21 protein-coding genes are annotated in these 25700 nt (G+C 59.9%); 5 read left to right on the top strand and 16 right to left on the bottom strand.

Translation table 11 applies throughout. From position 1 onward, the window contains the following. Nucleotides 1-197: 197 nt before the first annotated feature. Nucleotides 198-1499 (top strand): TonB-dependent receptor, encoded by a 1302-nt coding sequence (locus QEZ49_RS00005; protein WP_280383671.1) that lies wholly within the window; start codon nucleotides 198-200, stop codon nucleotides 1497-1499. Between the two features lie 155 nt (nucleotides 1500-1654). Here QEZ49_RS00005 and QEZ49_RS00010 read toward each other — a convergent pair whose 3' ends face one another. From QEZ49_RS00010 to QEZ49_RS00020, 3 genes are all read right to left on the bottom strand, one after another. Then, complete coding sequence (locus tag QEZ49_RS00010; RefSeq protein ID WP_280382997.1) at nucleotides 1655-2761, bottom strand: HPP family protein; 1107 nt, start codon at nucleotides 2759-2761, stop codon at nucleotides 1655-1657. 143 nt (nucleotides 2762-2904) lie between these two features. Then, the gene (gene hmpA / locus QEZ49_RS00015; RefSeq protein ID WP_280382999.1) at nucleotides 2905-4116 is read right to left on the bottom strand and encodes an NO-inducible flavohemoprotein; all 1212 of its coding nucleotides are present in this window, start codon (nucleotides 4114-4116) and stop codon (nucleotides 2905-2907) included. Between the two features lie 33 nt (nucleotides 4117-4149). Then, nucleotides 4150-4437 (bottom strand): DUF1971 domain-containing protein, encoded by a 288-nt coding sequence (locus QEZ49_RS00020; RefSeq protein WP_280383001.1) that lies wholly within the window; start codon nucleotides 4435-4437, stop codon nucleotides 4150-4152. Nucleotides 4438-4649: 212 nt separating this feature from the next. Here QEZ49_RS00020 and QEZ49_RS00025 point away from each other — a divergent pair, with 212 nt between their 5' ends. Further along, a complete protein-coding gene (locus QEZ49_RS00025) occupies nucleotides 4650-5078 on the top strand; it encodes an Rrf2 family transcriptional regulator (protein WP_280383002.1) in 429 nt (142 codons plus the stop codon). 154 nt (nucleotides 5079-5232) lie between these two features. Continuing rightward, nucleotides 5233-7005 (top strand): acyl-CoA dehydrogenase, encoded by a 1773-nt coding sequence (locus QEZ49_RS00030; protein WP_280383004.1) that lies wholly within the window; start codon nucleotides 5233-5235, stop codon nucleotides 7003-7005. A 106-nt stretch (nucleotides 7006-7111) separates the two neighbouring features. Here the strand turns inward: QEZ49_RS00030 and gltA are convergent, their stop codons facing one another. Then, nucleotides 7112-8428 carry a citrate synthase gene (gene gltA / locus QEZ49_RS00035; RefSeq protein WP_280383005.1) on the bottom strand — a complete coding sequence of 439 codons (1317 nt, stop codon included), beginning with the start codon at nucleotides 8426-8428 and terminating at the stop codon, nucleotides 7112-7114. Between the two features lie 135 nt (nucleotides 8429-8563). Further along, the gene (locus QEZ49_RS00040; protein ID WP_280383007.1) at nucleotides 8564-8815 is read right to left on the bottom strand and encodes a hypothetical protein; all 252 of its coding nucleotides are present in this window, start codon (nucleotides 8813-8815) and stop codon (nucleotides 8564-8566) included. 329 nt (nucleotides 8816-9144) lie between these two features. On the opposite strand from QEZ49_RS00040, the gene QEZ49_RS00045 reads away from it, so the two are divergent. After that, nucleotides 9145-9465: a hypothetical protein gene (locus QEZ49_RS00045; protein WP_280383008.1), complete on the top strand. Its 321-nt coding sequence runs from the start codon at nucleotides 9145-9147 to the stop codon at nucleotides 9463-9465. 53 nt (nucleotides 9466-9518) lie between these two features. Here QEZ49_RS00045 and QEZ49_RS00050 read toward each other — a convergent pair whose 3' ends face one another. From QEZ49_RS00050 to QEZ49_RS00060, 3 genes are all read right to left on the bottom strand, one after another. After that, entirely contained in the window at nucleotides 9519-13034 is a 3516-nt protein-coding gene (locus QEZ49_RS00050) for a TonB-dependent receptor (protein ID WP_280383010.1), read from the bottom strand. 122 nt (nucleotides 13035-13156) lie between these two features. Further along, nucleotides 13157-14179 carry a FecR domain-containing protein gene (locus tag QEZ49_RS00055; RefSeq protein WP_280383012.1) on the bottom strand — a complete coding sequence of 341 codons (1023 nt, stop codon included), beginning with the start codon at nucleotides 14177-14179 and terminating at the stop codon, nucleotides 13157-13159. An 83-nt stretch (nucleotides 14180-14262) separates the two neighbouring features. Next, nucleotides 14263-14781 carry a sigma-70 family RNA polymerase sigma factor gene (locus tag QEZ49_RS00060; RefSeq protein ID WP_280383014.1) on the bottom strand — a complete coding sequence of 173 codons (519 nt, stop codon included), beginning with the start codon at nucleotides 14779-14781 and terminating at the stop codon, nucleotides 14263-14265. A 309-nt stretch (nucleotides 14782-15090) separates the two neighbouring features. Between QEZ49_RS00060 and QEZ49_RS00065 the strand changes: the two genes are divergently transcribed. After that, nucleotides 15091-16206, top strand: a complete 1116-nt coding sequence (locus QEZ49_RS00065; protein ID WP_280383016.1) for a class I SAM-dependent RNA methyltransferase — start codon at nucleotides 15091-15093, stop codon at nucleotides 16204-16206. A 43-nt stretch (nucleotides 16207-16249) separates the two neighbouring features. Here the strand turns inward: QEZ49_RS00065 and QEZ49_RS00070 are convergent, their stop codons facing one another. The 8 genes from QEZ49_RS00070 to QEZ49_RS00105 all read right to left on the bottom strand — a co-directional run bounded on the left by QEZ49_RS00070 (nucleotide 16250) and on the right by QEZ49_RS00105 (nucleotide 25686). Then, complete coding sequence (locus QEZ49_RS00070) at nucleotides 16250-17542, bottom strand: glycosyltransferase family 4 protein (protein ID WP_280383017.1); 1293 nt, start codon at nucleotides 17540-17542, stop codon at nucleotides 16250-16252. Continuing rightward, complete coding sequence (locus QEZ49_RS00075) at nucleotides 17543-19057, bottom strand: alginate lyase family protein (protein WP_280383019.1); 1515 nt, start codon at nucleotides 19055-19057, stop codon at nucleotides 17543-17545. Nucleotides 19058-19203: 146 nt separating this feature from the next. Next, nucleotides 19204-20301: a UDP-N-acetylglucosamine 2-epimerase (non-hydrolyzing) gene (wecB, locus tag QEZ49_RS00080; RefSeq protein WP_280383021.1), complete on the bottom strand. Its 1098-nt coding sequence runs from the start codon at nucleotides 20299-20301 to the stop codon at nucleotides 19204-19206. Then, complete coding sequence (locus QEZ49_RS00085) at nucleotides 20298-21029, bottom strand: class I SAM-dependent methyltransferase (protein ID WP_280383022.1); 732 nt, start codon at nucleotides 21027-21029, stop codon at nucleotides 20298-20300. Before QEZ49_RS00085 ends, wecB begins: the two co-directional genes overlap by 4 nt. Next, on the bottom strand, nucleotides 21026-23158 hold the full coding sequence (locus tag QEZ49_RS00090) for a bi-domain-containing oxidoreductase (RefSeq protein WP_280383024.1): 2133 nt from the start codon (nucleotides 23156-23158) through the stop codon (nucleotides 21026-21028). Before QEZ49_RS00090 ends, QEZ49_RS00085 begins: the two co-directional genes overlap by 4 nt. Then, nucleotides 23155-23937: an AglZ/HisF2 family acetamidino modification protein gene (locus QEZ49_RS00095; protein WP_280383025.1), complete on the bottom strand. Its 783-nt coding sequence runs from the start codon at nucleotides 23935-23937 to the stop codon at nucleotides 23155-23157. Before QEZ49_RS00095 ends, QEZ49_RS00090 begins: the two co-directional genes overlap by 4 nt. 1 nt (nucleotide 23938) lies before the next feature. After that, a complete protein-coding gene (hisH, locus tag QEZ49_RS00100; protein ID WP_280383027.1) occupies nucleotides 23939-24550 on the bottom strand; it encodes an imidazole glycerol phosphate synthase subunit HisH in 612 nt (203 codons plus the stop codon). Beyond that, nucleotides 24547-25686 carry an N-acetyl sugar amidotransferase gene (locus QEZ49_RS00105; protein ID WP_280383029.1) on the bottom strand — a complete coding sequence of 380 codons (1140 nt, stop codon included), beginning with the start codon at nucleotides 25684-25686 and terminating at the stop codon, nucleotides 24547-24549. The genes hisH and QEZ49_RS00105 overlap by 4 nt, the downstream gene beginning before the upstream one ends. Nucleotides 25687-25700 lie beyond the last annotated feature (14 nt).

Raw genomic sequence — 25700 nt, forward strand, 5'->3', positions numbered from 1 at the left:
ACGTTCCAGACGGCTTTGCCTTTCTGGAGGTGCACGCAACGCGCGTGTCGCGCCGGGCGATGAAGTTTACAATACGTCCGCGGAGACGGACCTCGCTGCTGGCGAAGGGCACGTGTAAGTGGGGCGACGGCCAGTCGCTGGAGCTGGTTGCTGCTTGATTCGACAGCCTTGCCGGCGAAGTTGTTGATGAACCGCAGCTGGGCCTCAACTACGGGCAGCGCAATCTCAGCCGCACAAAGGTCGATACCTACACCGCACGCTACCGTTACGCGCCGTCGGACAACCGGCTGCTGAACGTGAAAGCCAACCTGTGGTATGCGGACCTTGAGCACACGCGGGATATCGGCTGGACCTACGTGGGCCGCAACCACAGCATGGAAACAACCGGCGCAGACATTTCCAACCGCTCCGTTATCACAACCGCTGTCGGCGAGTTGACTGTGGATGCCGGCGGCGAATACCGGCAAGAGGTGGCGTTCGCAACCGAAACCAATGAACGCTGGCGCGAAAGCCGTGGTCCGAACGGCGTCCGCAATCTAGCAAGCGCCTATGGCAAGACAACGCTTGAGCCGACAAACTGGCTGGAGCTTTCGGCCGGGGCGCGGTTTGACCATTACTCGGCCGAAGGCAAGCGCATTGCCGCTAATCACCCGGATAAAGAACAGGAGCGGTTCAGCCCGAACGCGGGTCTGATCGTGAAGCCATTCGACGGCTTGCAGCTCTATGCGCAATACACCGAAGGCTTCCGTGCCCCAAGTTTGCGCGAACTCTATTGGGATTTTCGGACGGCGTTGCTGCGTGTAAATCCGAACATCAGGGGCGAGGTGTCAAAGAACACGGAGTTCGGCGCCAATGTGCTGCGCGATAATGTTCTGATGGATGGCGATAAGGCGCGTTTTAAGGCGAGCTATTTCCGCAACCAGTACGATGATTTCATTCTCTATGCGCTGGTGCCGGGCGGCGGTGTATTCTCCGGCCCGTATGAGTTTACCAACATTGATCGCGCCAACTATCACGGCCTGGAGCTGTCGGGTTCGTATGACGCCGGTGTGTTTTTCGCTGAGGGTGCTTTCACGAAATATCTGAAGGCAGAGTATTGCACCGGAGCAACCGGGTGCCGGATGCCCAACTTCGGTGAAGTCATTTCCAACGTAACACCGCCAACTTATGTGCCGCCGGAGTGGAGCGGCAGCGTCACGGCGGGTGTGCGATTGTTCGACCAGTCGCTGACGTTGGGCACACGCGTGATCTTCTCATCGACCCGCATCGGCACCGACTGGCCGACGACGAGACCCGGCTTGATCGGCTTCCAGAACACCTGGCCGGACTTTGTGGTGTTCGATCTGTTCGGAAGCTATCAGCTCAGCGAGAAGACGATGCTGAATTTCAGCGTCGAGAACGCCACCGACCAGTATTATTACGGCCCGCTGTCGACCACCGCCATGCCATCGCCCGGCCGGACGGCGCGCATCGGGTTCACGCATACGTTCGGAGAGTAGGCCGGTTGCGATCGGACCGCATGTACCGAAGATAAAGTGAAAGCGCAGTCGCTTTTCGGAGTGGCTGCGTTTTGCTGTGTGCGGTGTGGTGATGCGAGTGGTAACGCTGAGCCGTTACATCGCCGCAACGTTGGATGGGTGGCGCGCCGTGAAACCTAGGCGGCGGCGCGTCGGTCTGAGAGTTTCTGCGCGAGAAGCGCTAACAGGTCCGTTTGAGTAATAAGGCCACGCACGCGGCGATCATTACCAACGATGACGACGGCATGCGTGCGGCCGTTGGTGAGCGGTGCGAGCAGCGCGAGCGCGGGATCGTGCTCGGATGCGGTGACAGCCTCGGAAAGAACAGCGCTGACCTTGTCGTCGCCGGGTGTCAGTTCGCGCAGGCCAACGGTGCCCAGCAGCTGACCGTCGCGATCTGTGACCGGAAGCGTGCGCAGGTTATGCTTGAGCAGCAGTGCGCGCGCTATCGCCGGGGCGCAATCGGCGTCTACCGATATGACATCGCGGGACATGATATCGCCACACCGCGTTTCGGCATTGGTGCGGACAAGCGCTTCGTGCTCCACCTGCCGCAGCAGCCGCTCAAGATCGGCAGGATCGATGTCGAATGTTTCATCGAGCAACGCCAGCGCGGCGTCGATGTCGGCGCTCTGGATGCCGACGCGGGCGGGTGCGGGCAGATCCTTCGTGCCGTGGCTTGCCTGCGCGGCGGGCGTTGCGACGTGCGGATATTTACGGCGCGTCATCGCATGAAACCCGATGCCGATGGCAACGAGAAGAAATGAGTTGAGGCCGACGGGCAGAAAGGGAAACAGGTAGTCTGAATGCGCAATTGCGGCGGTGAGGGCAGTGGCGCCACCGGGCGGATGCAGACAGCGCGTGAATGACATCAGCAGGATTGCCGCGGAAACCGCAACCGCCGGGGCAATAATCGCGTGGTCGATGAGATTGGCGCATGCGATGCCGATTATGGCGGAGATGACGTTGCCGCCGATGATCGGCCAGGGCTGCGCAAGCGGACTGGATGGCACAGCGAACAGCAGTACGGCCGAAGCGCCAATCGGCGCAACGATGAGCGGCAAGTAAATGCTGTCGCCGTAAAGCGCCTGGCAGATAAATCCGGTGAGCAGGATGCCGACCAGTGCGCCGACACACGCGAGCAATCGTTCACGCAAGGTGGCGCCGGCAAGGATGGGCACGAACAGTGAGCTACGGATGCGCTTTTGCAGTCGCGACACGGTGGAGCGGAATTTTCGCAGCATCGGGGTCCGAGGTATGCGGAGAGGTGGATGGGTGAAGAGAAAAACGGAAAGCAGCGCCCTTGTGTGGACGCTGCTTCTTCCGGTCAGCTAAGCTAGTTGCGAACGCTGCAAGGTGCGGCGTTCGCAAGTTCTGTCTGCTCAAGTCAGGCCGCTAGAACTTCATCGGCGGGGCCGAAAAACTCATAGTGAATGCGGCTGGCCGGTACGCCCGCTGCGGCAAGCGTAGAGACCGTTGCGTGCAGGAACGGGCGCGGGCCACAGATGAAGTAGTCAGCGACATCGACGGGCGTATTCGTCAGCAGCCATTCGTCAGTGACTCGGCCGACCTGCTCGTAGTGATGTCCCTGCACTTCGTCGGTCAGCGGTTCTTCGTGGAAAGCGGTGATTGATACAGCCGTCCCGTTGCTGGCGAGTTTGCGTACGTGATCGCGCATGGCATGCGTGGCGCGGTTCTGCGTGCCGTGGATATAGTGCACCGGCACGGCGCTGCCGCGCTCGACGAGAGTTTCCAGCATCGACACCATCGGCGTGAGGCCGACGCCGCCGGACAGCAGAACAACCGGGCGCTCAACGTTCTCTGGCAGGAAGAATTCGCCAGCTGGTGCCGACACCTTGAGGATGGTGCCCGGCTTGGCGTTATCGTGCAGCCATCCCGACGCGAGGCCCTGTGGTTCACGCTTCACGGAGATGCGATAGACGGCGCTGTTGGGGGCGTTGGAGATAGAATAGTTGCGCTTCAGCGGCGGATGACCGGGCACGTCGAGCCAGAATGTCAGGTATTGGCCCGGTTTGTGCCTGATGATGCTGCCGCCGTCGGCTGGGCGCAGCACGAACGAGCGGATGAGCTGGCTTTCTTCGATTATTTCTTCGACGCGGAAGTCGCGCCAGCCGTTCCAGCCGCCATCGGCGGATTTCTGCTCGGTGTAGATGTTGCGTTCGCGTTCGATCAGGATGTTGGCGAGAAACCAGTAGGCTTCACCCCATGCGGCGAGTATCTCGTCCGTTGCGGCATCGCCGAGCACGGCCTTGATGGCGCCCAACAGTGCATCGGCGACGTGCGGATAGTGCTCCGGTAGGATCTGCAGGCCAACGTGCTTCTGGGCGATGCGCTCAACCGCAGGGCCGAGCACCGCGAGATTGTCGATGTTGCTGGCATAGGCAAGTATGGCGCCGGTCAGCGCGCGGGGCTGGGCGCCGACTCCATCGTGATGCGATTGATTGAAAAGATCGCGGATTTCCGGATTGCGAAACATGCGCGAATACATTTCGCGGACAATGTCCAGTCCGTGGGCCTCAAGTGCGGGGACGGTGGCTTTAACAAGCGCAATCGTGCTCGTGCTGACTGTCTTAGACATCAACATGCTCCTGACGATGTTTTTTGAAATGGATTAGTGGGCGTCGCTAACAGGCACGCGGTCGTAGAAGTCGATCTGCATTTGCATCGGCCCAAGCGGGGTCACGAAATGCTTCTGTTCTGGCTGAACCAGGCCGGGATGCTCGGGATCAAGCACCGCCTCTATGCCATCGTCGGGATATGCAATCTGCAGCCGCCCGGAATGGATTCTGATCACGCCCCAGACGCCTGCCTTGGTCGAATGCTCCTGTCGCAGAGCACGGGGCAGTGTCGTCTGGTCGAAAATCGGCGTTGATCGGTAGGGGCGGATTGATTGGTCCATGACAGATGCTCCCCAGCAGCTTTTTTTGTCTTGGCCTATAACATGCATTTTTTATGCATCTTATACATGCGACAAATATGTATTGTTCGCGCATGAATTAACGGCGATCCTTGATGGGCAGCCGGCGCTCGCTTGTGGATGCGTCGGTGTGGCGGCATGTTGGAAGCGCATTTGGGCTTGCACACTGGCGAACAAGCGGCGAACAAAATCAGATGAGGTTGACCACTCACACCGATTACGCACTGCGCGTGCTGATGTATCTCGGCGCCCGTCCCGACGAGCGGGCGACGATTGAGGAGATCGCGCGCGTCTATGGCATTTCGCAGAACCATCTGATGAAGGTGGTCAACAATCTGGCGCGCCATGGCTGGGTCGAGGCGCAGCGCGGACGTGGCGGCGGGTTGAAGCTGGCGCGCGATGCAAGTCAGATCACCGTGGGCGCCGTGATCCGCACCACCGAGGAAGATTTCGATCAGGTCGAATGCTTTCGCGCGACCAATTCCTGTCCGATTATGGGCCCGTGTCTGCTCAAGCGTTCGCTGGCTGATGCGATGGACGCTTATCTCGCGGTGCTCGATGGCGTGACGCTGGCCAGTCTGGTGCGCCAGCCACGGCAATTGCTGGCCGCGCTGGCGGTTTAAGCGCAATCGGAAGGCATTGATCGTCGATGGTTGCGCTTGCTGCGGGCCAGCTGAGACAGTTCATGCGCGACCACGTGCGCGGGCGCGATCGTCTGCGGCACTGAGCTATAAACGGCCGCAGGAATAACAGCCGGGTGCCGGAGAACTACGCGCAATGTCTTCATATATGCCGCCGACGGATGATGTCGGCTTCCTGTTGAAAAACGTGTTTGGGTTTGACGCGCAGATTGCAGCGCTCCCCGGCCACGAGGAACTGACGGCGGACTTTGCGGTCGCGGTGCTGGAGGAGGCTGGCCGCTTCTGTCGCGAAGTGCTGGAGCCGCTCAATCGTCCGGGCGATGAGGAAGGCGCGCGTATCGTCGACGGTGCCGTTGTGACGCCGAAGGGCGTGAAGGAGGCTTATCGCGCGTTCGTTGACGCGGGATGGCCGGGGCTTTCCGGCGACGTTGCCTTCGGCGGTCAGGGGCTGCCCCGCGTGGTACAGATCCTGCTCGATGAAATGCTGTCGGCGACCAACATGTCGTTCGGTCTGTTTCCGGGATTGACGCGCGGCGCCGTGGAAGCCGTCGCGCATCATGCCAGCGATGAGCTGAAGGCGATCTGGTTGCCGAAGATGGTTGCGGGGGAGTGGACCGGCGCCATGGCGTTGACTGAAGCATCGGCGGGAACGGATCTCGGTCTGCTGTCAACGCGCGCTGAACCCGTCGGCGACGGTAGTTATCGCATCACTGGCACAAAGATTTTCATATCGTCAGGCGATCATGATTTCGGCGGCAACATCGTGCATCTGGTGTTGGCGCGGCTGCCCGATGCGCCGAAGGGTGTCAAAGGCATCAGCCTGTTTCTGGCGCCGAAGTTTCTGCTGAACGACGATGGCAGCTTGGGTGAACGCAACGCGATGTCGGTGGGTTCGCTGGAGCACAAGATGGGCATCCACGCCCAGCCAACATGCGTGATGAATTACGACGGGGCCATCGGCTGGCTGGTGGGTGAGCCGGGCCGTGGTCTCAACGCCATGTTCACGATGATGAATGCCGAGCGGCTGTTCGTTGGCATTCAGGGGCTCGGCATTGCTGAAGCTGCAACGCAGAAGGCTGTGGCTTACGCGCGTGAGCGTTTGCAGGGCCGCTCGCTGGATGGCGCGCGCGGGCCGGTGCCGATCATCGAGCACGCCGATGTGCGCCGCATGCTGATGACCGGCCGCGCGTTGGCCGATGGATGTCGCGCGCTGGCGATCTGGACGGCATTGCAGATGGACATCGCTGCAGGCCATCCGGATGCTGCAACGCGCGCTGAAGCCGATGGCATGGTTGCGCTGCTGACGCCGGTTATCAAGGCGGCATTCACCGACTTCGGCTTCGACGTGGCGGTGTTGTCGCAACAGGTGTTCGGCGGCCACGGCTATATCCGCGAGTGGGGCATGGAGCAGTTTGTGCGCGATGCACGGATCACGCAGATCTACGAAGGCACCAACGGCGTGCAGGCGATGGACCTTGCGGGCCGCAAGCTGAGCCTGGAAGGTGGCGCGTTGCCGAAGCGGTTCTTTGCGCTGGTGCGCCGGGATGTCGAGGCGGCAGCAGAAACCCATGCGGCGCCGGGCGTAAAGGACGTTGCTACAGAAGTTCTTGCGGCGCTGGCTCGGCTCGAAAGCACAACGGCGGTGCTGCAGGCTGCATCGCAAAGCGATGCGGCAGCGGTGGGTGCTGCGGCTACCGACTACCTGAAGTTGTTCGCTCTGACGGCGATCGGCTGGATGTGGGTGCGGATGGCTGCTGCGGCGAGCGCGGGCGATAGGCTGTTGGAGCGACGCAAGCTTGTGGTCGCGAGGTTCTATTGCGAGCGTTTGTTACCGCAAACCCAAGGCCTTGCAGCTGCGATTGCGTCAGGCAGCAATTCCACCATGGCGCTGCCGGACGATCTTTTCTGATTCATTCCTGGCGCACAAATCACGTGCGTGCGGTTCAGAAACAAAAACGGAGCGCCCGCCTTGATGGCTTGAGCTCCGTTTTTCATTGCGAGCCGGCGCGGATCGGTCAGCTGCGCTGATCCATCGGCACGAAATTGCGCTCTGCCGGGCCGAGGTAAAGCTGACGCGGACGGCCGATGCGCTGCTCGGGATCTTCGATCATCTCATTCCACTGCGCGACCCAGCCGACGGTGCGCGCTATAGCGAACAGAACCGTGAACATCGACATCGGGAAGCCGAGCGCGCGCAGCGTGATACCGGAATAGAAGTCGATATTTGGATAGAGCTTCTTGTCGATGAAATACTCGTCCTGCAGCGCAATGCGCTCCAGCTCCATCGCAACTTCCAGCACCGGGTCGTGCTTGATGCCAAGCGCGTTGAGCACCTCGTGGCAGGTCTTCTGCATCACCTTGGCGCGCGGGTCGTAGTTTTTATAAACGCGATGACCGAAGCCCATCAGGCGGAAGCCGGACGATTTGTCCTTGGCCTTCTTGATGTACTCCGGGATGCGATCAACCGAGCCGATTTCCATCAGCATGTTGAGCGCTGCTTCATTGGCGCCACCGTGCGCCGGGCCCCACAGGCAGGCGATGCCGGAGGCAATGCAGGCGAACGGATTTGCGCCGGAAGAACCGGCAAGACGCACGGTTGAAGTCGAGGCGTTCTGTTCGTGGTCTGCGTGCAGAATGAAGATGCGATCCAGCGCGCGGGTAAGGATCGGGTCGATCTTGTAGGGCTCGCATGGAATGGCGAAGCACATCTGCATGAAGTTTGCCGCGAAATCGAGATCGTTGCGCGGATAGATGAACGGATGGCCGATCGAATACTTGTAGGCCATGGCGGCGATCGTCGGCATCTTGGCGATCATGCGATTGGACGCCATTGCGCGCTGCGCCGGATCATTGATGTCGGTCGAGTCGTGATAGAATGCTGACAGCGCGCCAACGGTGCCAACCATCACGGCCATCGGGTGCGCATCGCGCCGGAAACCGGTGAAGAACCGCGTCACCTGCTCATGCAGCATGTTGTGGCGGTTGATTGTGCCGCGGAATTCATCGAGCTGGCCCGTGGTCGGCAGTTCGCCGTTCAGCAGCAGGTAGCACACCTCAAGAAAGGTTGAGCGCTCGGCAAGCTGGTCGATCGGATAGCCGCGATAGAGCAGCACGCCTTCATCGCCATCAATGTAGGTGATGCGCGACGTGCAATTGGCCGTGGACGTGAAGCCGGGATCGTAGGTGAAGCAACCGGTGTCGCGATAGAGCTTGCCAACTTCGATAACCTCAGGACCGAGCGTGCCGCTGCGAACGGGCATACGGCTGAGCTTGCGTTCCAGCGTAAGCTCGGCGGCGGGCTCGCAGTTCGGCGCTCTTTCGTGCACATTCATGGGTGCATTATCCTTGTAATGGTGGTCCTGAAGTCGTCGGCCACCAGAATATTCACTGGCGACCTGCAGGCATTTGCCGTCGGCGCGCAAGGCAAAAAGGAACACGCGAGCCTTAGACCAAATGACAGCGCTGGTTTATTCGCTACGGTCGGGAATGTCCGGCAGCCGCACGATGGGCATCATCTGATCCCCCCATTGACCGGCACCGTTGTGATAACGCGATGCGCGGATCAGTTCGACCGTGGCACCTGCTTTCACCGCCGCCTCAATCTGCTCGTTCAGGCGATGCAGCGTGTCGGCGAGACGCTTTACCAGAGTGTCGGCGTTTGGCTGCTGGTCAGGCGATTGTGCCCGCTCCTTCGATTGCATTGCATTCGCTGCGGTCATGATAGCTGCGCCCATGCTGAAAAGCCCTTGCCAGATTTGGTTGTTCGCATTATCCGCAACGTATTGCCTGCGCGAAATTCCTGAATTTGTTGATGTTTGCAATGCTTTTGGCGGCAAGCGTCGAATTTTGTGAATCGCGGCGCCCGCGAGCGCCCGTCGGATGCGCCCAATGCGTGGATTGCCGGCCTTTTAGTGCTCAAGCTTTCATGGTACATCAGCATGGCTGCGCAACAGGCTGTAATATATCAATTTAATCAGATTTGATGTCGGAACCATCCGCGGCCATGACGGTTGTGGGGTGTCAGATACACCTCACAGGAGCAACCGCCATGAAATCGGCCTTCGGGAAAATCGCTTTCAGCCTGCTAGCTTTGTCGTTTGGATCGTCAGCATTTGCTGGCGGTGGGACGTTGGGAAAAGATCCGGCGGCCGACCGGCGGGCTGGCGATGGCCGGCACTTCGGCATGCACTCGGCTGCCGATACCAACCGGGATTCAGCGATCACGATTGAGGAATGGGCGGCTTACAAGTCGTCGTCCGGCAAGCGTCTGCCGGAGTTTGCGTCGATCGATACTGATCGCAACGGTTTCATCTCACCGCAGGAAATGGTGCAGGCGAAAAACCAGTTCTCGGACGCATCGGACGATTAACAAATACTGCACCCGGTAAAAATGTTCTTTGCCGGGTGCAGTATTGGTGGCCATCAGAAGCGATAATTCAAACCGGCCTTGAGTGTATGCAGGTCGATCGAATTGGATGCGTTGCGTCCATTCACGATGCTGAAGCTGCCGGGATTGGTTACGCCCTGATAGGTGTAGGGAATACCCGTGCCGGACTTAGCGAGCGGGAATGCGAAGTCGTGGTTGCCAAAGTGGCTGTATGTGTATTCGCTCTTGATCGACCAGTGGTTGTCGATTGCGTATTCAGTGCCTGCGCCGAGTATCCACCCTGAGCGCAGCTCTTTGGTTTCTTCCTGGAATGCGAATGTAGTGGCCGTTCCGTTCGGGCTCCGGTTGTTGCCGCTGGTTGAGCGGAACTGGCTTCGGCGGGCGGTTTCGCTGGCCAGTGCATAGCCGCCGGTGCCGTAGAGCAGCAGGCCATTCTGGAACGCATAGCCGAGACGGCCGCGCAAGCTGGATGTCCAGTCAATCTCATAAAGTGTTGCCGCTTGCAGCACGTTGAGTCCATTCAGGGATGTCTCAGTTGCGCGCGCTTCATGCAGCGTCGCGAGGTTGGAAGTTGAGTAATCAACTTCGAGGCCCACAACGAAGCGATTGCGAAGCTGCCAGTTGAAGCCTGCCTGTACGCCGCCGAAGAAATTATCTCGTAGTGCGAGATTTACAGATTCTGTTATCGATACGGGATCGCTTGTGCCGTCGAGAGCTGTTGTCGTGCCCTTGGTGCGGCCCAGGGACATGCCGCCGTGGATACCCATGTAAAGACCACGCCACTCTCCTGCTTCAGCGAGCGACGGCAGATTGTTTATTGCGGGCAGGGTGACGTCGCTGCCGCCGCCCAGCTCAGCGGTCAATCCCATGCGCACGGTACGGCCCGGCCCCGGCTGGTTCACAAGGCCAAGCGGATCCACGTAGTATTTATCGGTGATGTTCTCAACGGACACACTGGCTTTAAGCTGATCGGTGATCTTGTACTCGGCGAAGGCGTCAACGAGCGTGTAGGGCTTCCATTTAATCTGCGAGATGAAGCTGCTCATGCCGGTCTGCGTGATCTGACCATGGCCAATAGCGCGCGGACCGACGTATGAAACGCGGCCGCCGACTGTCAGGCGATCTTTCAGCAACTTCTGTGCAACCGTGAGGTCGATGGAGTACTTCGGCGGTACGTGGTTGGTAGCGTAATCTGAATATAGCGATTTGCTGTCGCAGGGTTGGCCTTTTGAGCAGTATTCTATGCCCAGATAATAGTTGGCGGCGAGGTCTGCGCTGAAACCGGCGACTTCGTAATGACCCGAAAACTCCAGACCGGAGAATTTCGCGTTATCGAGATTGAGGATGCGCATGCCGAGGCGATTGGGCTCGTATTCGCTCCACTGGCGCGAGATGTAGTTTTCGATGTTCCAGTTGAAGTAGCCAAGCTTGATCATGCCGCGGTCGCGCGCTGTAAACACGCCGTCCTTATGCAGATTGGCTCCGATTTCCCAATTATTGGCGCGCTCGGGACCGAGATCAGGATTGATGATCAGGGTGAAGGCGGAGGAAACCTCCATCAGGCTGGGATAGCGCAGCGAGCTGGAGTAATTGGCATAGAGCTGAACGCCATCAATTGGCTGCAACGTGACACCGATTGAGGGGCTGAAGCCGCTATCTTCCCGGCGCGGATCTTTATTCAGATACTCCACCGCGTTGGCCCACGTCTTGCGGTCGAGCATGCTATATTCGGAGTATCGCAGGCCGGCATTCACCGTCATCCAATCCCACGGTGTGTATGCCGCCTTGGCGAATGCACTGGCCTCGTCGCGCTTGGCGTCACGCACATTGAGCCAGCCTTCGATGATGTCGGCGTACGCACGCGGTCGCGTGTCCTCAGTGAGCCATGACAGGCCATAGCTGAGACTGAGGGCGCCGAGTTGGTCGCTATCGAATGTGGATGTGTTGCTGACGTCGCCGCCGTACATGATCGTGTCGGCGCCGGTGCGATAGCCGACAGGCAATCCGAGTGTCGGCGGCTGTGTGCCGTAAGCGTTACGCGGCGGATTGCGCTGTTCGAGATCAGACAGCCAAACGTTGGCTTTCAGCTCGAACAGTTTGGAGTCGACTGGTTTCCAACGGTAGCGCAGCGTTCCGGTGTCGAGGCTTGTTCCTGCGGTTTGGCTTTGCTGTGTTGACTGTGTGAGCTTTGAGGTCAACTGCGAGGCCATCCGGTCGCCAGCTTCGCCGCGATATGCAGTGTAGCCCAGTTGCAGCGTGTGCTCGTCGTTCAGGCGGATGGTTGCTTTGCCGAGCCATGATCGCGTTTCAAGCTCGGTGTTGAGCACCTCTTCGCCTGCGCGATAGCTGCTGATGCCGGGGTTGTAGAAGTACTGCGGCCAGTGCTCGCAGATGCCGTTGGTGTTGCAGATGTCGCTTGGGCCGGCGTTGATGGCTTCGGCTGCGGGTCCGTTTTTGCCCGCATGGTAGTTGCCCTGCTTGCGATGCGCATAGCCAACGACGAGATCGACGTTATCGCCTTTCGTGGCAGCAAGGATACTTGCTGCGCCGTTGGTTGGCTGCAATATGCTCGGGCGATCCATGCCATCGGGAGATTCAACGAGCGGCCGGCCCGGTCGACTGGGATAGGCATATCCCGATAGCGCCCCGGCTTCCGGCGATGATGTATTTGTGCCGAAGCTGCCTTTGACACGCATGCCCCATGTTTCACCGGGCTTTACGATGTCGTCGGCATCCACGGTGCGCATCGTCACCGTTCCGGCGATGCCGCGGGATGCGACGTCCGAGCCCTTGTTGATGTCGATGGACGAGATGAAATCAGGATCGACAAACGTGCGATTGGAAGCGCCCTGATACCCCTGATAGATTGATACAGCATTCTCGGCGCCGTCGATGGTGGTGGCGACGCGCCCCATGCCCTGCATGCCGCGGATGTTCACATCGAGACCGCCGCTGTTGCGCGATTCACCCGACATCACGCCCGGTGTGCCACGAAAGATATCCGCTGGGCTGGTGCCGCGAAAACGTTCAATGGTCTGGCTGGAAATGTGCGCTGCTGCGCCGGGCGTCTCATATGGCGTATAAACTGATGTACTAGTGCCCGCGCCACCGCTGACATCGATCGTGTCGAGTGCGATTGCGCCATCGACCGTTGCGCCTTCTGCGCCAGCGCTTTCCTGCACCAGCGTTGCGGTGTTGGCGCCGGTCATGCGCACTGAAATGCCGGTGCCCGACAGTAGCGTGCGCAATGCCTGCTCTGGCGACATCGTGCCCGATACGCCTTGCGCGGTGACGCCGCTGGCGATGCTGGAGGAATAGCCCACCTGCCAGCCGCTGGCCGTAATGAAGGCGCTGAGTGCCGATGATAGCGGCTGCGCCGGAATGGAAAAGCTGCGCGCCTGGGTCTGCCCCGCGCCCTGGGCGAAAGCGGGCTGAAATGGTGCGGCTACGGGTGTCAGCATCGTCGTGCTGAGCAGCACGAAGGTGAAAACGGATCGCGTGACGCGCGCGTCACGGCTGGTGGCGATACGCGCCAACTTACTCAACGCCATTTACTCAATTCCCTCATACGCTGGGGCTGGTTTGCACCGGCCTCAACGCTAAGGACGCAGGACCACCGACGATCTCTTAAAAAAAGTTTTCGGAATCTGCCCGAGCCGTCGCGTCAGCGAAGTCAGCGCAGGATGATGACGCCCGGCAGTGTCGTAACTTTCGCGCCTGCCGCCTCCGCCAGCGAGCGGATGGCGAGCGCGGGATCGTCGAGTTTGTAGCTGCCGCTGACGGCGGTGCCTTGCAGCGCGCTGTTCCACACGACGACGCGGCCGCCGTAGTAGCGCTGAAGCTGCTTCAGCACGTGACCGAAGGGCTGCTGATCGAATGTGATGCGGCCTTCAACCCAGGCGAATGCCGATGCGGTGTCGATGGCGCGCACGGAAGCCATTGTCGCTGGGCCAACGTTTACGGCTTCTCCGGGCGCCAGATCGGTGTGATCGGACGGTTGTGCGAGCCTGCTGACCGCAACCTGGCCGCGGGCGAGGGCGACGTCATCAACGTTGTTTTCAAGGTGAACATCGAACGCGGTGCCGGTGACGCTGACGCGGCTGTAGTTGCCATCGACAACAAATGGGCGTGCTGTGTCGCGCGCGACGTCGAAGAATACCTGGCCTTCAAGCACGTGAACGGCGCGGCTGCTGTCGGTGAAGTTGACGGCAACGGCAGAAGCGGTGTTGAGGATCATGCGCGAGCCGTCGGGCAGGCTGATCGCGCGCTGTTCCCCAGTCGCGGTCATGTAGTCGGCGCGTGCCCACAGCATGATATCGGACGCATGGGTCGCGCCCCACAACAGCAGGATTGCAGTTGCGGCCGTCGTGACGTTGCGGCGTCGCTTGCGCGTTGCGTTGGCGGGCCGGGTAGCTTCGGCGACGTTTTCAGCCGCTTTCAGGAATTCCGGCTCGCCCCACAATGCGGCCACTTCAGCGAAGGCTGCTGCGCGGCGCGGGTCGCTTTCGCTCCAGGCGCGGAAATTGCGGCGGACCGCAGGGTCGTTGGTGGCCGCCTGCAGACGCACAAACCAGTCCAGCGCCTCGTCCCGATACTGCGTTTCATTGCCGGGGCTGGAAGCCTGCGCGTGCGCGTTGCTCTGGTCGTCCTGCGTCACCGCTGCCCCCGGATGCGCCGCGACCATCGCCGCGGCCATGCGTGTATCGCCTTCGTCACGGCAGGAGGTAGCAGCATTCGCATTGGGTGCAAACCGGGCTGGCGCGTTGACGGGCGTATCGCTCAGTCCCTGTCCAGCCGCGCCATGGCGTCCATGCAGTGGGCCATCGCCATCCGCAGTTCATTATAAACCGTGCTGGTGGACACGCCGAGATGATCGGCGATGGCGGCAAAGGTCCAGCCTTCCTTGCGGCTCAGCAGCAGAACGGCGCGCGCTCTTGGCGGCAGCGTCATCAGGGCGGCTTCGAACTTTGCCAGACGCTCGCGGTCGATGACTTCCTTTTCCGGGGTTGGTGCGTCGGACGCGATGTTCCAGATCGCGCGTTCGTCGGTGATCGGGCATTCAACGCGCGAACGGCTGATGGCGCGGCGGCTCTGGTCGACGGCGACGCTCTGTGCGGTCCGATAGAGGTAATGGTTGGGCTGTTCGATCGGCGTTGCCGGCGATGCCGCCAGCAGGCGCAGGAACGTTTCCTGGGTGGCGTCGGCCGCGTCAGCGGCGTTGCGCAGTCTCCGCATGAAAAACGAGCGCAGGCGGCCTTCCTCGCGTCGGTGGAGTTCATAGACTAGCGTGCCAATCATGCGATCCCCGATTACGCGAACCTGTGGGTTGCCCCTCACCGGGGCGCCTGCCATTGCCAGAGGAGTAAAAACGCTGGCTGGCGTTTCACTTCAATCCCAATGATTTAGATCGGGTCCAGACAGGTCTGCGGCCGCCGTTGGATAGTTTACTTGCGTGGTATAGTTTTATGTTTCTATTCCATGGCTTAAGGGCAGGCGTCACCGACAGTGAGTAGCATTTAGCGGCGCACGATTTTGGTCAGGCGTGGCGGCGCTGCAACATTCGGGACGCCCCTCGCACATTCCTACAAAAGGTTTCACCCCCACGGCATGAAGCAGGATCAGCAGTTCGAGATATTTCTGGTTGCGACGCCGGGCCTTGAGGGACCGTTGTGCGCGGAGGCGCGCGCCTGCGGTTTCAAGGCCAAGACCGTGCCGGGTGGCGTTGAGATGAAGGGCGGCTGGCCGGATGTGTGGCGCGCCAATCTTGAGCTGCGCGGCGCGGGCAAGGTCTATGCGCGGATCGACAGCTTCCACGTGAAGAACCTGGGGCAGCTTGAGCGCCGCGCGAAAACGGTGCCGTGGCGGCAAGTGCTGCGCAAGGCGATGCCGTTCCGCGTTGAGGCCACATGCAAGAGCTCGAAGGTGTATCACTCGGGCGCCGCCGAGGAGCGCATCGCGCAGGCGATCACGGAGCAGGTCGACGCTGTTCCTGACGAGAACGCCGACGTTTGCATCAAGGTGCGCATCGAGAACAACATCTGCACGGTAGCGGTCGATACGTCGGGCGAGTTGCTGCACAAGCGCGGACACAAGCAGGCCGTTGCCAAGGCGCCGATGCGTGAAACGATGGCGTCGCTGTTTCTGCGTCAATGCGGTTTCGATGGCACGCAGACCGTGCTGGACCCAATGTGCGGATCGGGCACTTTCGTGATCGAAGCGGCGGAGACGGCGTCGGCTCTGATGCCGGGACGTGCGCGCCGGTTTGCGTTCGAAAAGCTCAAGGGCTTTGATGATGTGGCATGGCGGGCGATGCGCGAAGCACATGTTGCTTCGAAGCCGGCGGTGCGGTTCTACGGCAGCGATATCGATGCAGGCGCCGTCCGCATGAGCCGGGAGAATGCCGAGCGTGCTGGCGTGGCGGACATCACATCATTTCAGGAGATGGACATCGCCGACATCACGCCGCCGGAAGGCGCGGAGCCGGGCATCGTGATCATTAATCCGCCCTACGGTGATCGCATCGGCAACCGAGCCAATCTGAAGCTGCTTTATCGCACCATGGGCGATGCGCTGCTGAAGCGCTTCAGCGGCTGGCGCGTCGGGCTGGTGACCAATGAGGAGCAACTCGCGCAGGCAACCGGCCTGCCGTTTTCGCTGACGGCGGAACCGGTGCTGCATGGTGGCCTGCGCATCGTGCTCTATCGCACCGGCCCGCTGCCGTAGGCGGTGCATTTGGCTGGGGCCAATCGCGAGAATGACCACCGCTTCATGCGCCGGCCGCATCAGATGATGCTGGCGTATCCGGCCGGTTCGTAGTGTCGGCGCGGGCCGTTGATCGTGCCGCTACATGCTCAATATGCTGAAGCATGCTCATCGCCAGCGACTTGCGATCATAGCGGGCGGCGGCGATCGGACCGTTGCGCTGGAACTGACTGATTAATTCGGGCTCGTCCTTGAGCCTGACAATGCTGGCGGCGAGCTGTTGGGCGTTTTCAGGCTCCACCGGCAGGCCGACATTCTCGTTGCGCACGATGTCGGCGGATCTGCCCACGACGCCGTGTAAAACCGGTATGCCCATTGCCATGCATTCAAACAGCTTGGACGGAATGACCGTTGCGAAAAGCTCGGTCTTGCGCAGGTGAATTATGCTTGCGTCCAGCAGCGACCAGTATTTCACCACCTCCGATTTTGGCACTGAATCGACGAAGGTTGCGTTGCGCAGATTCATCTCAGCTGCTCGTGCAACGAGGTGCGCCTTGGTCGCGCCGTTGCCGAGGAATAGCAGGTGGATGTCATCGCGGCCCTGCTCCTGCAATATCTCTGCCGCATCAAGCAACGTTTGCAGCGCGTGGGCCATGCCGTGGGTACCGATATATCCAGCGACAAACTTTCCGGTGAGCCCGTGCGCTTCAGTCAGTTCTGCGTCGCGCTGGCGCGGCTTGAACAGCGATAGGTCCGCGCCGTTTGTGACAACCTGGATTTTCCCGGGGTCAATACCGCGCTCGCTCAGAATGCGTTTAAACGCGTGAGTGACAGAGATGACCGCGGCAGACTTTCGATAGAGAAACAGCTCCAGCTTTTCGAGCCAGTCCAGCACGCGCGACTCTTTCATCGCACCAACGGCGCGGATCGATTCCGGCCAGATGTCACGCAGCTCAAAAATGTACGGCACGCGGCGCAGGCGGCTGACGATGTAACCGGCGCAGGCGGTGAAGAACTGCGGGGAAGTAGCGATGATTATGTCTGGCCGATCGACGCGCAGGCTGGCTGGAGTCGCCGAAGCCATGAAGCTCATGTAGTCGAGCGTGCGTCGCAGAAATCCTTCGTTGGCGGTGATGTAGCTCCACACGCGCACAACCTCGATGCCGTCCATCTCTTCGCGCGCGAACAGCCGATTGCGGTAGCCATCGAATACCTGCCCACGGGGAAAGTTGGGCGCGCAGGTGATGACGGTGACGCGATGACCGGCATTCACCCATTCGCGGCAATGTTCGAATGTGCGGCTTGCAGGAGCGTTGACCTCGGGCGGAAAATTGTCGGTGAGAAACAGAATATGCATCTACTCGATCCAGGAAAAATGAATTTGGCTCTGATGATTGGCGACGTCGGAAATGAGCTTTTGACAAGGGAATGTCTTGCCGAATTCAGGGTGCCACGTGCTTGGCTCTATGCGGCCTCGCGTCCCTGACAATTGAAAGTAGAGCGGTTGTCTTAGCGAGGCGTCTGTCTTGGCTTGGTCGTAACGGAGCGAACCGGCGCTATTGCAAGCCATCAGGTTGGCGGTGGTTTGCGGATGGAAATGGAATGCCGCGGCGGCGTGGCGATAGTGTCCGGAAATGAGATCCTGAACGGTGAGATGACCGGCCGAGAAACGCCATGTTCGGTGATGGATCGGACGCCCGGCAAGGCGGGTGTAGCCGTTGTGAGCGCCCGTAATCACCCAGGTCTCACCATCTTGCGTAACGGAAACATCCTGCGGGTAGGCGCGGCGGGCAACGCGAAATCCGGACCAGACCTCCGACGAGTTTTCGCCGTCGATGACGACGGTGTTGTGCGCGGTGGTGCCTCGCTGGCGCAGGCGTTCCGGGTCGCTGCCGTACTCGGACGTGCCGGAATTGACGATTGCGCGCTGGCCGTGGACGGACATTTCAAACGTCAGGGTGTCGGCATGGGCATGGCCCGGAATGTAATCCGGTCCGATCCGCGCCACATCGATAAGGACGACCGCATGCTCGTCTTCAAGCCGGATGTAGCCGCTATCCTGCAACCAGGTCAGCGAGCCGGAGGGAGACGAGAGCTGGCCAAAGCCGAGATCAGAGGCATAGCGCTCTAACTCCGCTGGCGCCGGTGCGATGCCAATGGCGGCGTCATTGAAAAACGAAATCTCGCCATCCGGGTGGCTCATGGTGCGCAGCCAGGCGCGCATGGCGTCAATTATATCGTGCCACGATGCGGGGATATCGACGCCGGAACCGCGCAGAATGTTCACCAGATCGAGCATGTCCTCCAGCGCCAGTGCATGGTACATCGGACTGAGCTCAAAGTGTCCGCCGTCGGACAGGATCTGCTCCGGTATCTCGCGAGTAAGGATGTCGAGGCCCTGTTGCAGCCAGCGGCTCGCCTCCTCACCGGCAAAGAAACATCCGGCAAATACGAGCGCTTTGGCGTTGGCGAACAGGTGATTGCCGAGCAAATGGCGTTCAAGCCGACGCTGCACCCATCGCGTCTGGATTGCGAGGCTATCGAGTGCTGCGCTGGGCAGGGTGTTGCCTGCGCGCGCCCACTTGATCCAGTTCACGATGCGCAGTGACGTTGGATAGGGATCCCAGCCGACACCCTGCGCGGGCGGATTTTCTGCCATCCAGCGCTGGATGAGATAACCGTGCCAGTGCGCGCGTGCAGCGGCGCCTTCCGCATTTAGATCGTCGAAATAGTGCAGGTTATAGCGCCACAACATCGGAACTGCGGCGTCGTCCCATCCGCAACCGGCAAGCGTTCCAGGCGTGTTGAGGAATAGGAACGTGTTTGCGCCGGTCTGACTTTGTCGGCGCCGCGCGGGCAACGTCCAAGACATTCCGCGCTGCCGCCGTACAGGAGGTGCAGGCCGCGCATCGGGACGCGGCGGAGGCTGCGTGCGCAAGCGCAGTTGCCCCAAGATCTGCGTTGGACGCAGATGGCGCACGGTATTCCAGTACAGACGCGACTTTTTGAAATGCGATGTCACGGCGCCAGCAGCCGATCAACCGTGCTGACGATACGTTCGCCTGTTTTTCCATCCCATAGGTCGGGGATCCGCCCGCTTTTCCATTGACCGGCAAAAAGGCGATTGAGCGCCGGCTGCAGCGCCGCTGGATTGGTACCAAGGAGTTCGTTGGTGCCGAGCTCCACTGTTTCCGGCCGCTCGGTGTTGTCGCGCATCGTCATGCACGGCACGCCCATGACCGTTGTCTCTTCGGTGATACCACCGGAGTCGGTGATAACGGCTTTGGCGTGTCGCGTCAGGTAGTTGAATTCGAAGTAGGGCTGCGGTTCAACGAAGTGGATAGACGGCGGCAGCCCCGGAATAGCTTGCAACGTTTTAGCCGTGCGCGGGTGCACCGGAAAAATGACCGGCAGACCGCGCGTCCCTTCGCCGATGGCACGCAGAAGATTTTCGAAGGCAGCTACGCCATCGACGTTCGCGGGCCGGTGCAGCGTGACGACGAAGTATCCGCTGGGCTCCAGCTTCAGTTCGTCCCAGAACGGCGGCGGACGCAGACGCTCAAGGTTGGCGAGCAGCGTGTCGATCATGGTGTTGCCGACAAAGAAGATGCGATCGTCGCTCACGCCGGTGCGCTTCAGGTTGTCGCCTGCCCATGAGCTGGTGGTGAAGAACCAGTTGGTTATGGCGTCAGTCACCATACGGTTGATCTCTTCCGGCATGCCCCAGTCGCCAGAGCGGATACCCGCTTCGACATGGGCAACTGGAATTTTCAGCTTCTGAGCCGCGATTGCGCACGCCATCGTCGAGGTTACGTCGCCGACGACGAGGCAAAGTTTGCTCGGCGCGTCGAGCAGCAGTTTCTCGTAGCGCACCATGATGGCTGCGGTCTGCTCGGCCTGTGTACCGGAGCCGGATTCCAAATTGATGTCGGGCTCTGGAATGCCGAGCTGGGTGAAGAAGTCGCCCGACATGCGTGCGTCATAGTGCTGGCCGGTATGCACAAGCCGGTAGCGCAGTTTGCCGCCGTTTGCCTTGTGTTGTCCCAGTGCCTTGATGATCGGCGCGATCTTCATGAAATTCGGTCGCGCACCTGCAACAATATCAATGGTGGTCATGAAATTTTTCTCAGTGTGCCAATTAATAGAATGCGATAGTTGGAAAGAAGCCGTGAAATATTGACCGTGCGCTCGTAAGCCAAGCCGGCCGCATAGGTAATCGGGTGCATGCGGAGGTATTCGGGGCGGCCTTCAATCAGTTCGATGTTTTCTACCGCGAAGCCGGTCTGTGCGGCCAACCGATGAATGTCTCGGCGGCTGTTAGCCCGATACACCGTTGGGAAGGTGTCGATCTCATTCCGTCCGCGACGACGATTTATCCAGCGATGAAATGCGTGCGGTGTGGAACGGGAGATCAGCGGCATATAGTGCCACTTGTTAGGCGTCTTGAAGAGGAACAGGCCGTCAGGTTTCAAGACCCGCGCGACTTCCGAAAACACTTCTGCCGGCGTGCTAAGATGTTCGAGTACGTTGTCGGCGAATACAAGGTCGAACGAGGTGTCAGCGTAGGGAATCGATCCGCCATCTGCGCGCCGGCCTTCGTCGAGACATGGATTTTGCTCGACCCGCGGATCGAGATCTACGCCACAGATCCGCGCCGCCAGCCGGCCCTGCGGACCATTGCGGAAATCCATCTGTTTGACGATGCCAGCACCGGCACCAAGATCGAGAACAGTGCTTTCCGGGCGCAAGTGCGCGATGATGCGTTCGCGAAATAGTGTGTCGTCCCAGTTCTTGCCGTGCTCGGGGAAAAATCTGTTATCCATCCATTGAACGGTGCGGCTCATGATCGAACCTCCCCAGCCAATGCGATCGTAACGCGCGAGACTTCGACCAATTCGGCAAACGGGATCGGAGCTGTACCGCCGTGTTGAATTGCGTCGACGAATGCGGCGGCGCAGGTGGCCTGGCCTTTGTCCTGTCGCCATAGCTTCATTGTCTTGAAGCCCGGCCAGCCATATCCGCGGAGCTTGCGGAAGTTGTCGAGCTGGAGAATGCGACCACCAGCGAATATCTCGAGGCGCTCCTTCGGGAACGCCTTGCTGCCATTCGCGAAATAGTGGATCGCTCCGATCGAGCCATCGTCAAATGCAAGCGTCAGTGTAGCGGTGTCGCCGGTTGGCGTTGCCATGATGGTGGCGTGCTGCGCCGTAATGGATGCGTCGGCGAGGAAGCGTAAAAGATCGATAAAGTGGCAGGCCTCGCCGATAATACGTCCGCCACCCGCTGCGCGGTCCTGCGTCCAGTGATCGGCGGGAATTGCGCCAGCGTTGACCGTCATGACGAATGACTTTGGCCCGGTCGACTCGGAAATCAGCGTTTTGATTTTTTGTATATGCGGAGCAAAGCGCCGGTTGAAGCCCACCATGACGACTGGGTTGAAACCCGCTGCTATCGCAGCGCGCCGCTCGGCAACGATGGTATCTAATTCTGCCAGAGACAACGCCAGCGGTTTTTCGGCGAAGACATGTTTGCGGGCCTGCAATGCCCTGCACACGAGATCGGCGTGGCTGTCATGGCGCGTTGAAATGACGATCGCGTTTATCGATCCGTCGTTGAATACAGAGTTCGCATCGGTCGTTGCTTTGCGGAAGCCGAATTTGCGACCGGCATGCACACCACTGACACCGGCGCTGGAAACGACGTTCTCCAGCTGCGCTCCTGCCGCCTTGAAAGCAGGAACGAGAACCGCTGTAGCGTAGTTGCCGGAGCCTATCACTCCAGCCACGACCTTGCTGTTGGACGCAGCCATGACTGGCGCAAGTGTGACTGTGCGATCGGTCAGAATCGCGTCCGGCGTTTGAGCGCGCGTCGGATACTCGAGCAAGATGCCGAGCGATGGCTCGTCGCCGGTGACGAGTTCGTAGGCTTTCGCAGCGTCCGCCAGCGGGAAGCGGTGCGAGATCAGCGGCTTCACGTCAAGCCGGCCATCGGCCAGCATATCGAGTACCGCTTCGAAATTGCGCTGCTCGGTCCAGCGGACAAAGCCAACCGGATAATCCTGGCCCTTTTCCTCGTAGTTGGGATCGTAGCGGCCCGGTCCGTAGGAGCAGGAAACCTGGAAGATCAGCTCCTTTTCGTAGAAGTCGGCACGGGAAAGCGAAAGGCCAGTTACGCCGACCAGAACGATGCGGCCGCGCTTGCGGCACATGAGCGCGGCTTGATGCACGGGTTCGTTGCTGGTGGTCGACGCGGTGATGATGACGGCATCGACGCCGCGTCCGCGCGAGAATGTCTGCGCCGTCGCGACGGGATCGGTGCCGGTGGAAAGATCGACCGTTTCAGCACCGAACTGCTGTGCCAGCCGCAGCTTGTCGCGATCGAAATCGAGGCCCAGCACGCGGCAACCGTGGGCGCGCAACAGCTGCACCGTCATCAGGCCGATCAAGCCGAGACCGGTTACGACGACTGTTTCGCCAAGCGTCGGTTTTACGAGACGGATGCCTTGCAGCGCGATTGCGCCCAGAACCGTGAAGGCCGCTTCATCATCGGAAACAGTTTCGGGAACAGGCGCGCATAGATTGGCAGGAACGGCGACAGCCTCAGCATGCTTGCCGTTTGATACCACGCGCGCGCCGGGATCTATGCCGGTCACGCTGGAGCCAACGTCGAGCACCGTGCCGACGTTGCAGTAGCCCAGCGGCAGCGGCTGATCGAGCTTGTTGAAAACCGTTTCAAGCGTCGGCACGAGACCATCGGTTTTGATCTTTTCCAACACCTGACGCACTTTGTCAGGCTGCTGACGTGCCTTGCCGATGAGACCGGCCTTGCCAAAATCGACCAGCATCCGTTCCGTGCCGGCCGACACGAGCGTGCGGTGCGTGCGTATCAAAACCTGCCCTCGCCCTGCGGCAGGGCATGGCACTTCGGCAATTTCGGTGGTGCCGGATCGCAGCGACTGGAGAATCTGCTTCACGAGTCAACTCCTGCACGCATCAACATGTCTTCTTTCTCAATTCTGTTCGGATAATTAATCAGTACGGCGCGGTATTTGCCCTTGAACACGAACAGGCTACCGGCCGCGGCGCCAATAATGCCGTGGGTTGCAAAAAGTTTTTCAATGTCGGCGAGTGTTCCTGCGCCGCCCAGTACAGTCATAGGCAGGGAAACGGACTGGCGAATAGCGGCTATAAGGTCGAGATCGTAGCCTGACATCTCGCCATCGTGATCGACGGAATTGATGACGATTTCGCCGGCGCCGAGCTCCTCGGTGCGGCGTGCGAACTCGACCGGATTTAGCCCGGTGCGCTGCGTGCCATTGTGCGTCACCACCTCATAGCGACGCATGAGACCGGTTTTTTTTACGTCGATGACGACGGCGATGCTTTGGCTGCCGACACGTTGCGCCGCCTGGGTAATGAGATGAGGTGTTGTGACGGCGGCATTGCTGATGGCCACCTTTTCCACGCCAAGGCCGATAATGCGTTCAAGCTGCTCGGTTGAGGTGACGCCGCCGCCGTAGCAAAGCGGCATCCGGCATTCGACGGCCAGATTGCTGATAAGCTTGTAGTCGGGTTCACGCTGCAGACGGGTGGCGTCGATATCGACGACGATGAGTTCGTCGACTTCCTTTTCATTGAAGATGCGTACAGCGTTGATGGGATCGCCCACGTATTTCGCGTCGGCAAACTTGCGTGTTTTTACAAGTCCGCCGTTATGGACAAGCAGGCAGGGTATCAGCCGAGGTCGGAGCACGTCATATCTCCGCGAAGTTGCGGAGCAGGTTTACACCCCAGTCGTGGCTCTTTTCGGGATGGAACTGCGTTCCGTAGATGTTACCGACGCGGATGGCGGCAGCGAAGGTTTCGGCGTAGGTGGCTATTGCCAGCACATCCGACTTGTTCTCAGGCACCACGTGATAGGAATGCAGAAAGTAGTATCGGGGTGATGCGATGCTTCGAAACAGTGTGTCGTCGGCGGTAGGGACGATGTCGTTCCAGCCCATATGCGGCAGTTGGGTCTTGTGGTTGAAGTGGCTGGTGTCGAAGCGTACCACATCGGCATCGATCCAGCCGAGGCCGGGTCTTTTGCCTTCCTCGCTACTGCGCGCCATCATCTGCATGCCGACGCAGATGCCGAGCACATCAACCTTCTGTTCCAGCACAAGCCGGTCAAGCGTTGCGCGCAGACCGGAAGCATCGAGCCGCTCCATTGCCCAATCGAACGCGCCGACGCCGGGCAGCACCAGCTTGCGCGCGCCCTCAAGCTCTTCGGGTGTGCGCGCCTGCACGGTAGGAAAGCCAAGGCGGCGGTAGATGTTGGCAAAGGCCTGGATGTTGCCGAGGCCATAATCGACCAGCGCAATCATCGCTTGCCCCCGAGTTCCAGGCCCAGGTAGCGCATCATGCGTGCGCCGACGTCATAGATCTGGCGTTGGGATTTGTAGTCGCTATAGGTGCGCTTCGGCAGATCCATGTAGCTGTTGAGCTCATCCACGGTGATGCCGAGCTTGTTGGCAACGAACTCAAGCTCATGCCCGATGGTGGCTTCGTCGTAGGGCGGCTCCTTGAGCTTCTCGATCGCTTCGTCGCGAGTCATCTGGCCGGTCAGAATGAGGCTCGCGTATTGAACGCGGCGGACATCGTAGCCAAAACGTTTTGGCAGCCAGTAGCTTTCGTAGAAGCGCGTGAAGCGGGATTCAAAATGCTTCTGCGGATAGGGCTGCCAGCCGAAGCGCTCGGTCAGCAGCTTGATGGCATCTTCCTTGACGTACGGCATGTAGTTGAGCGGCCGTATTGCCTTGATGCCCTTCACGTACGGCAGCACAACCTTGTGCCAGACGATTGATGTCAGCGGGAACGCCGCCAGCGAGCGCTTGCCGAAGCGGCGATGGATGTCGCGGATCTGTCGCGAGTCCGACTGGTAATACATCCATTCAATCGGGTTACGGATGCATTCCGTCGAAAGGTTTGCGCCGGTCAGGATGTATCTCACGTTGTGACGCTCGGCGAATTTATACATCGTGGCGAAAAACGCGTGGTCCTGGGGCGTGTCGATGTGAGAAACGCCCGAACGGAAAAAGGCCAGCTGAAGATCCTGCATCGTTGGCCAGTCGATGACCTCAGTGAAGAGATCAAGGCCCAGTCCATCAACCAGCCGCTCGATGTTGTTGACGGCGATCTGCGAATTCCACCCGGCATCGACGTGAAAAATCAGCGGCCGGAGCCCGAGTTTTTCCTTCGCCAGATAGGTCAGATAGGAGCTGTCGATGCCGCCGCTCATGCCGATGATGCAGTCAAAGTCCTTGCCCCGACCGGCGGCTTTTATCTGTTCGACAATGTCTGCAAGCTCGCGCGCGCCTCGCTCATCGGGATGCCAGTTCGACTCGATCTTCGTGTGGAAGGTGTTGCAGTGATCGCAGACACCGGCGCTATCGAAAACGATGGCTGAATCCGAAGTATCCATGACGCAGGACGTGCAGATCTGATATGGGCGAGCGTTCATAAATAAGTTGTTCC

This window comes from Hyphomicrobium sp. D-2, assembly GCF_029872155.1.
Classification (GTDB): Bacteria; Pseudomonadota; Alphaproteobacteria; order Rhizobiales; family Hyphomicrobiaceae; genus Hyphomicrobium_A.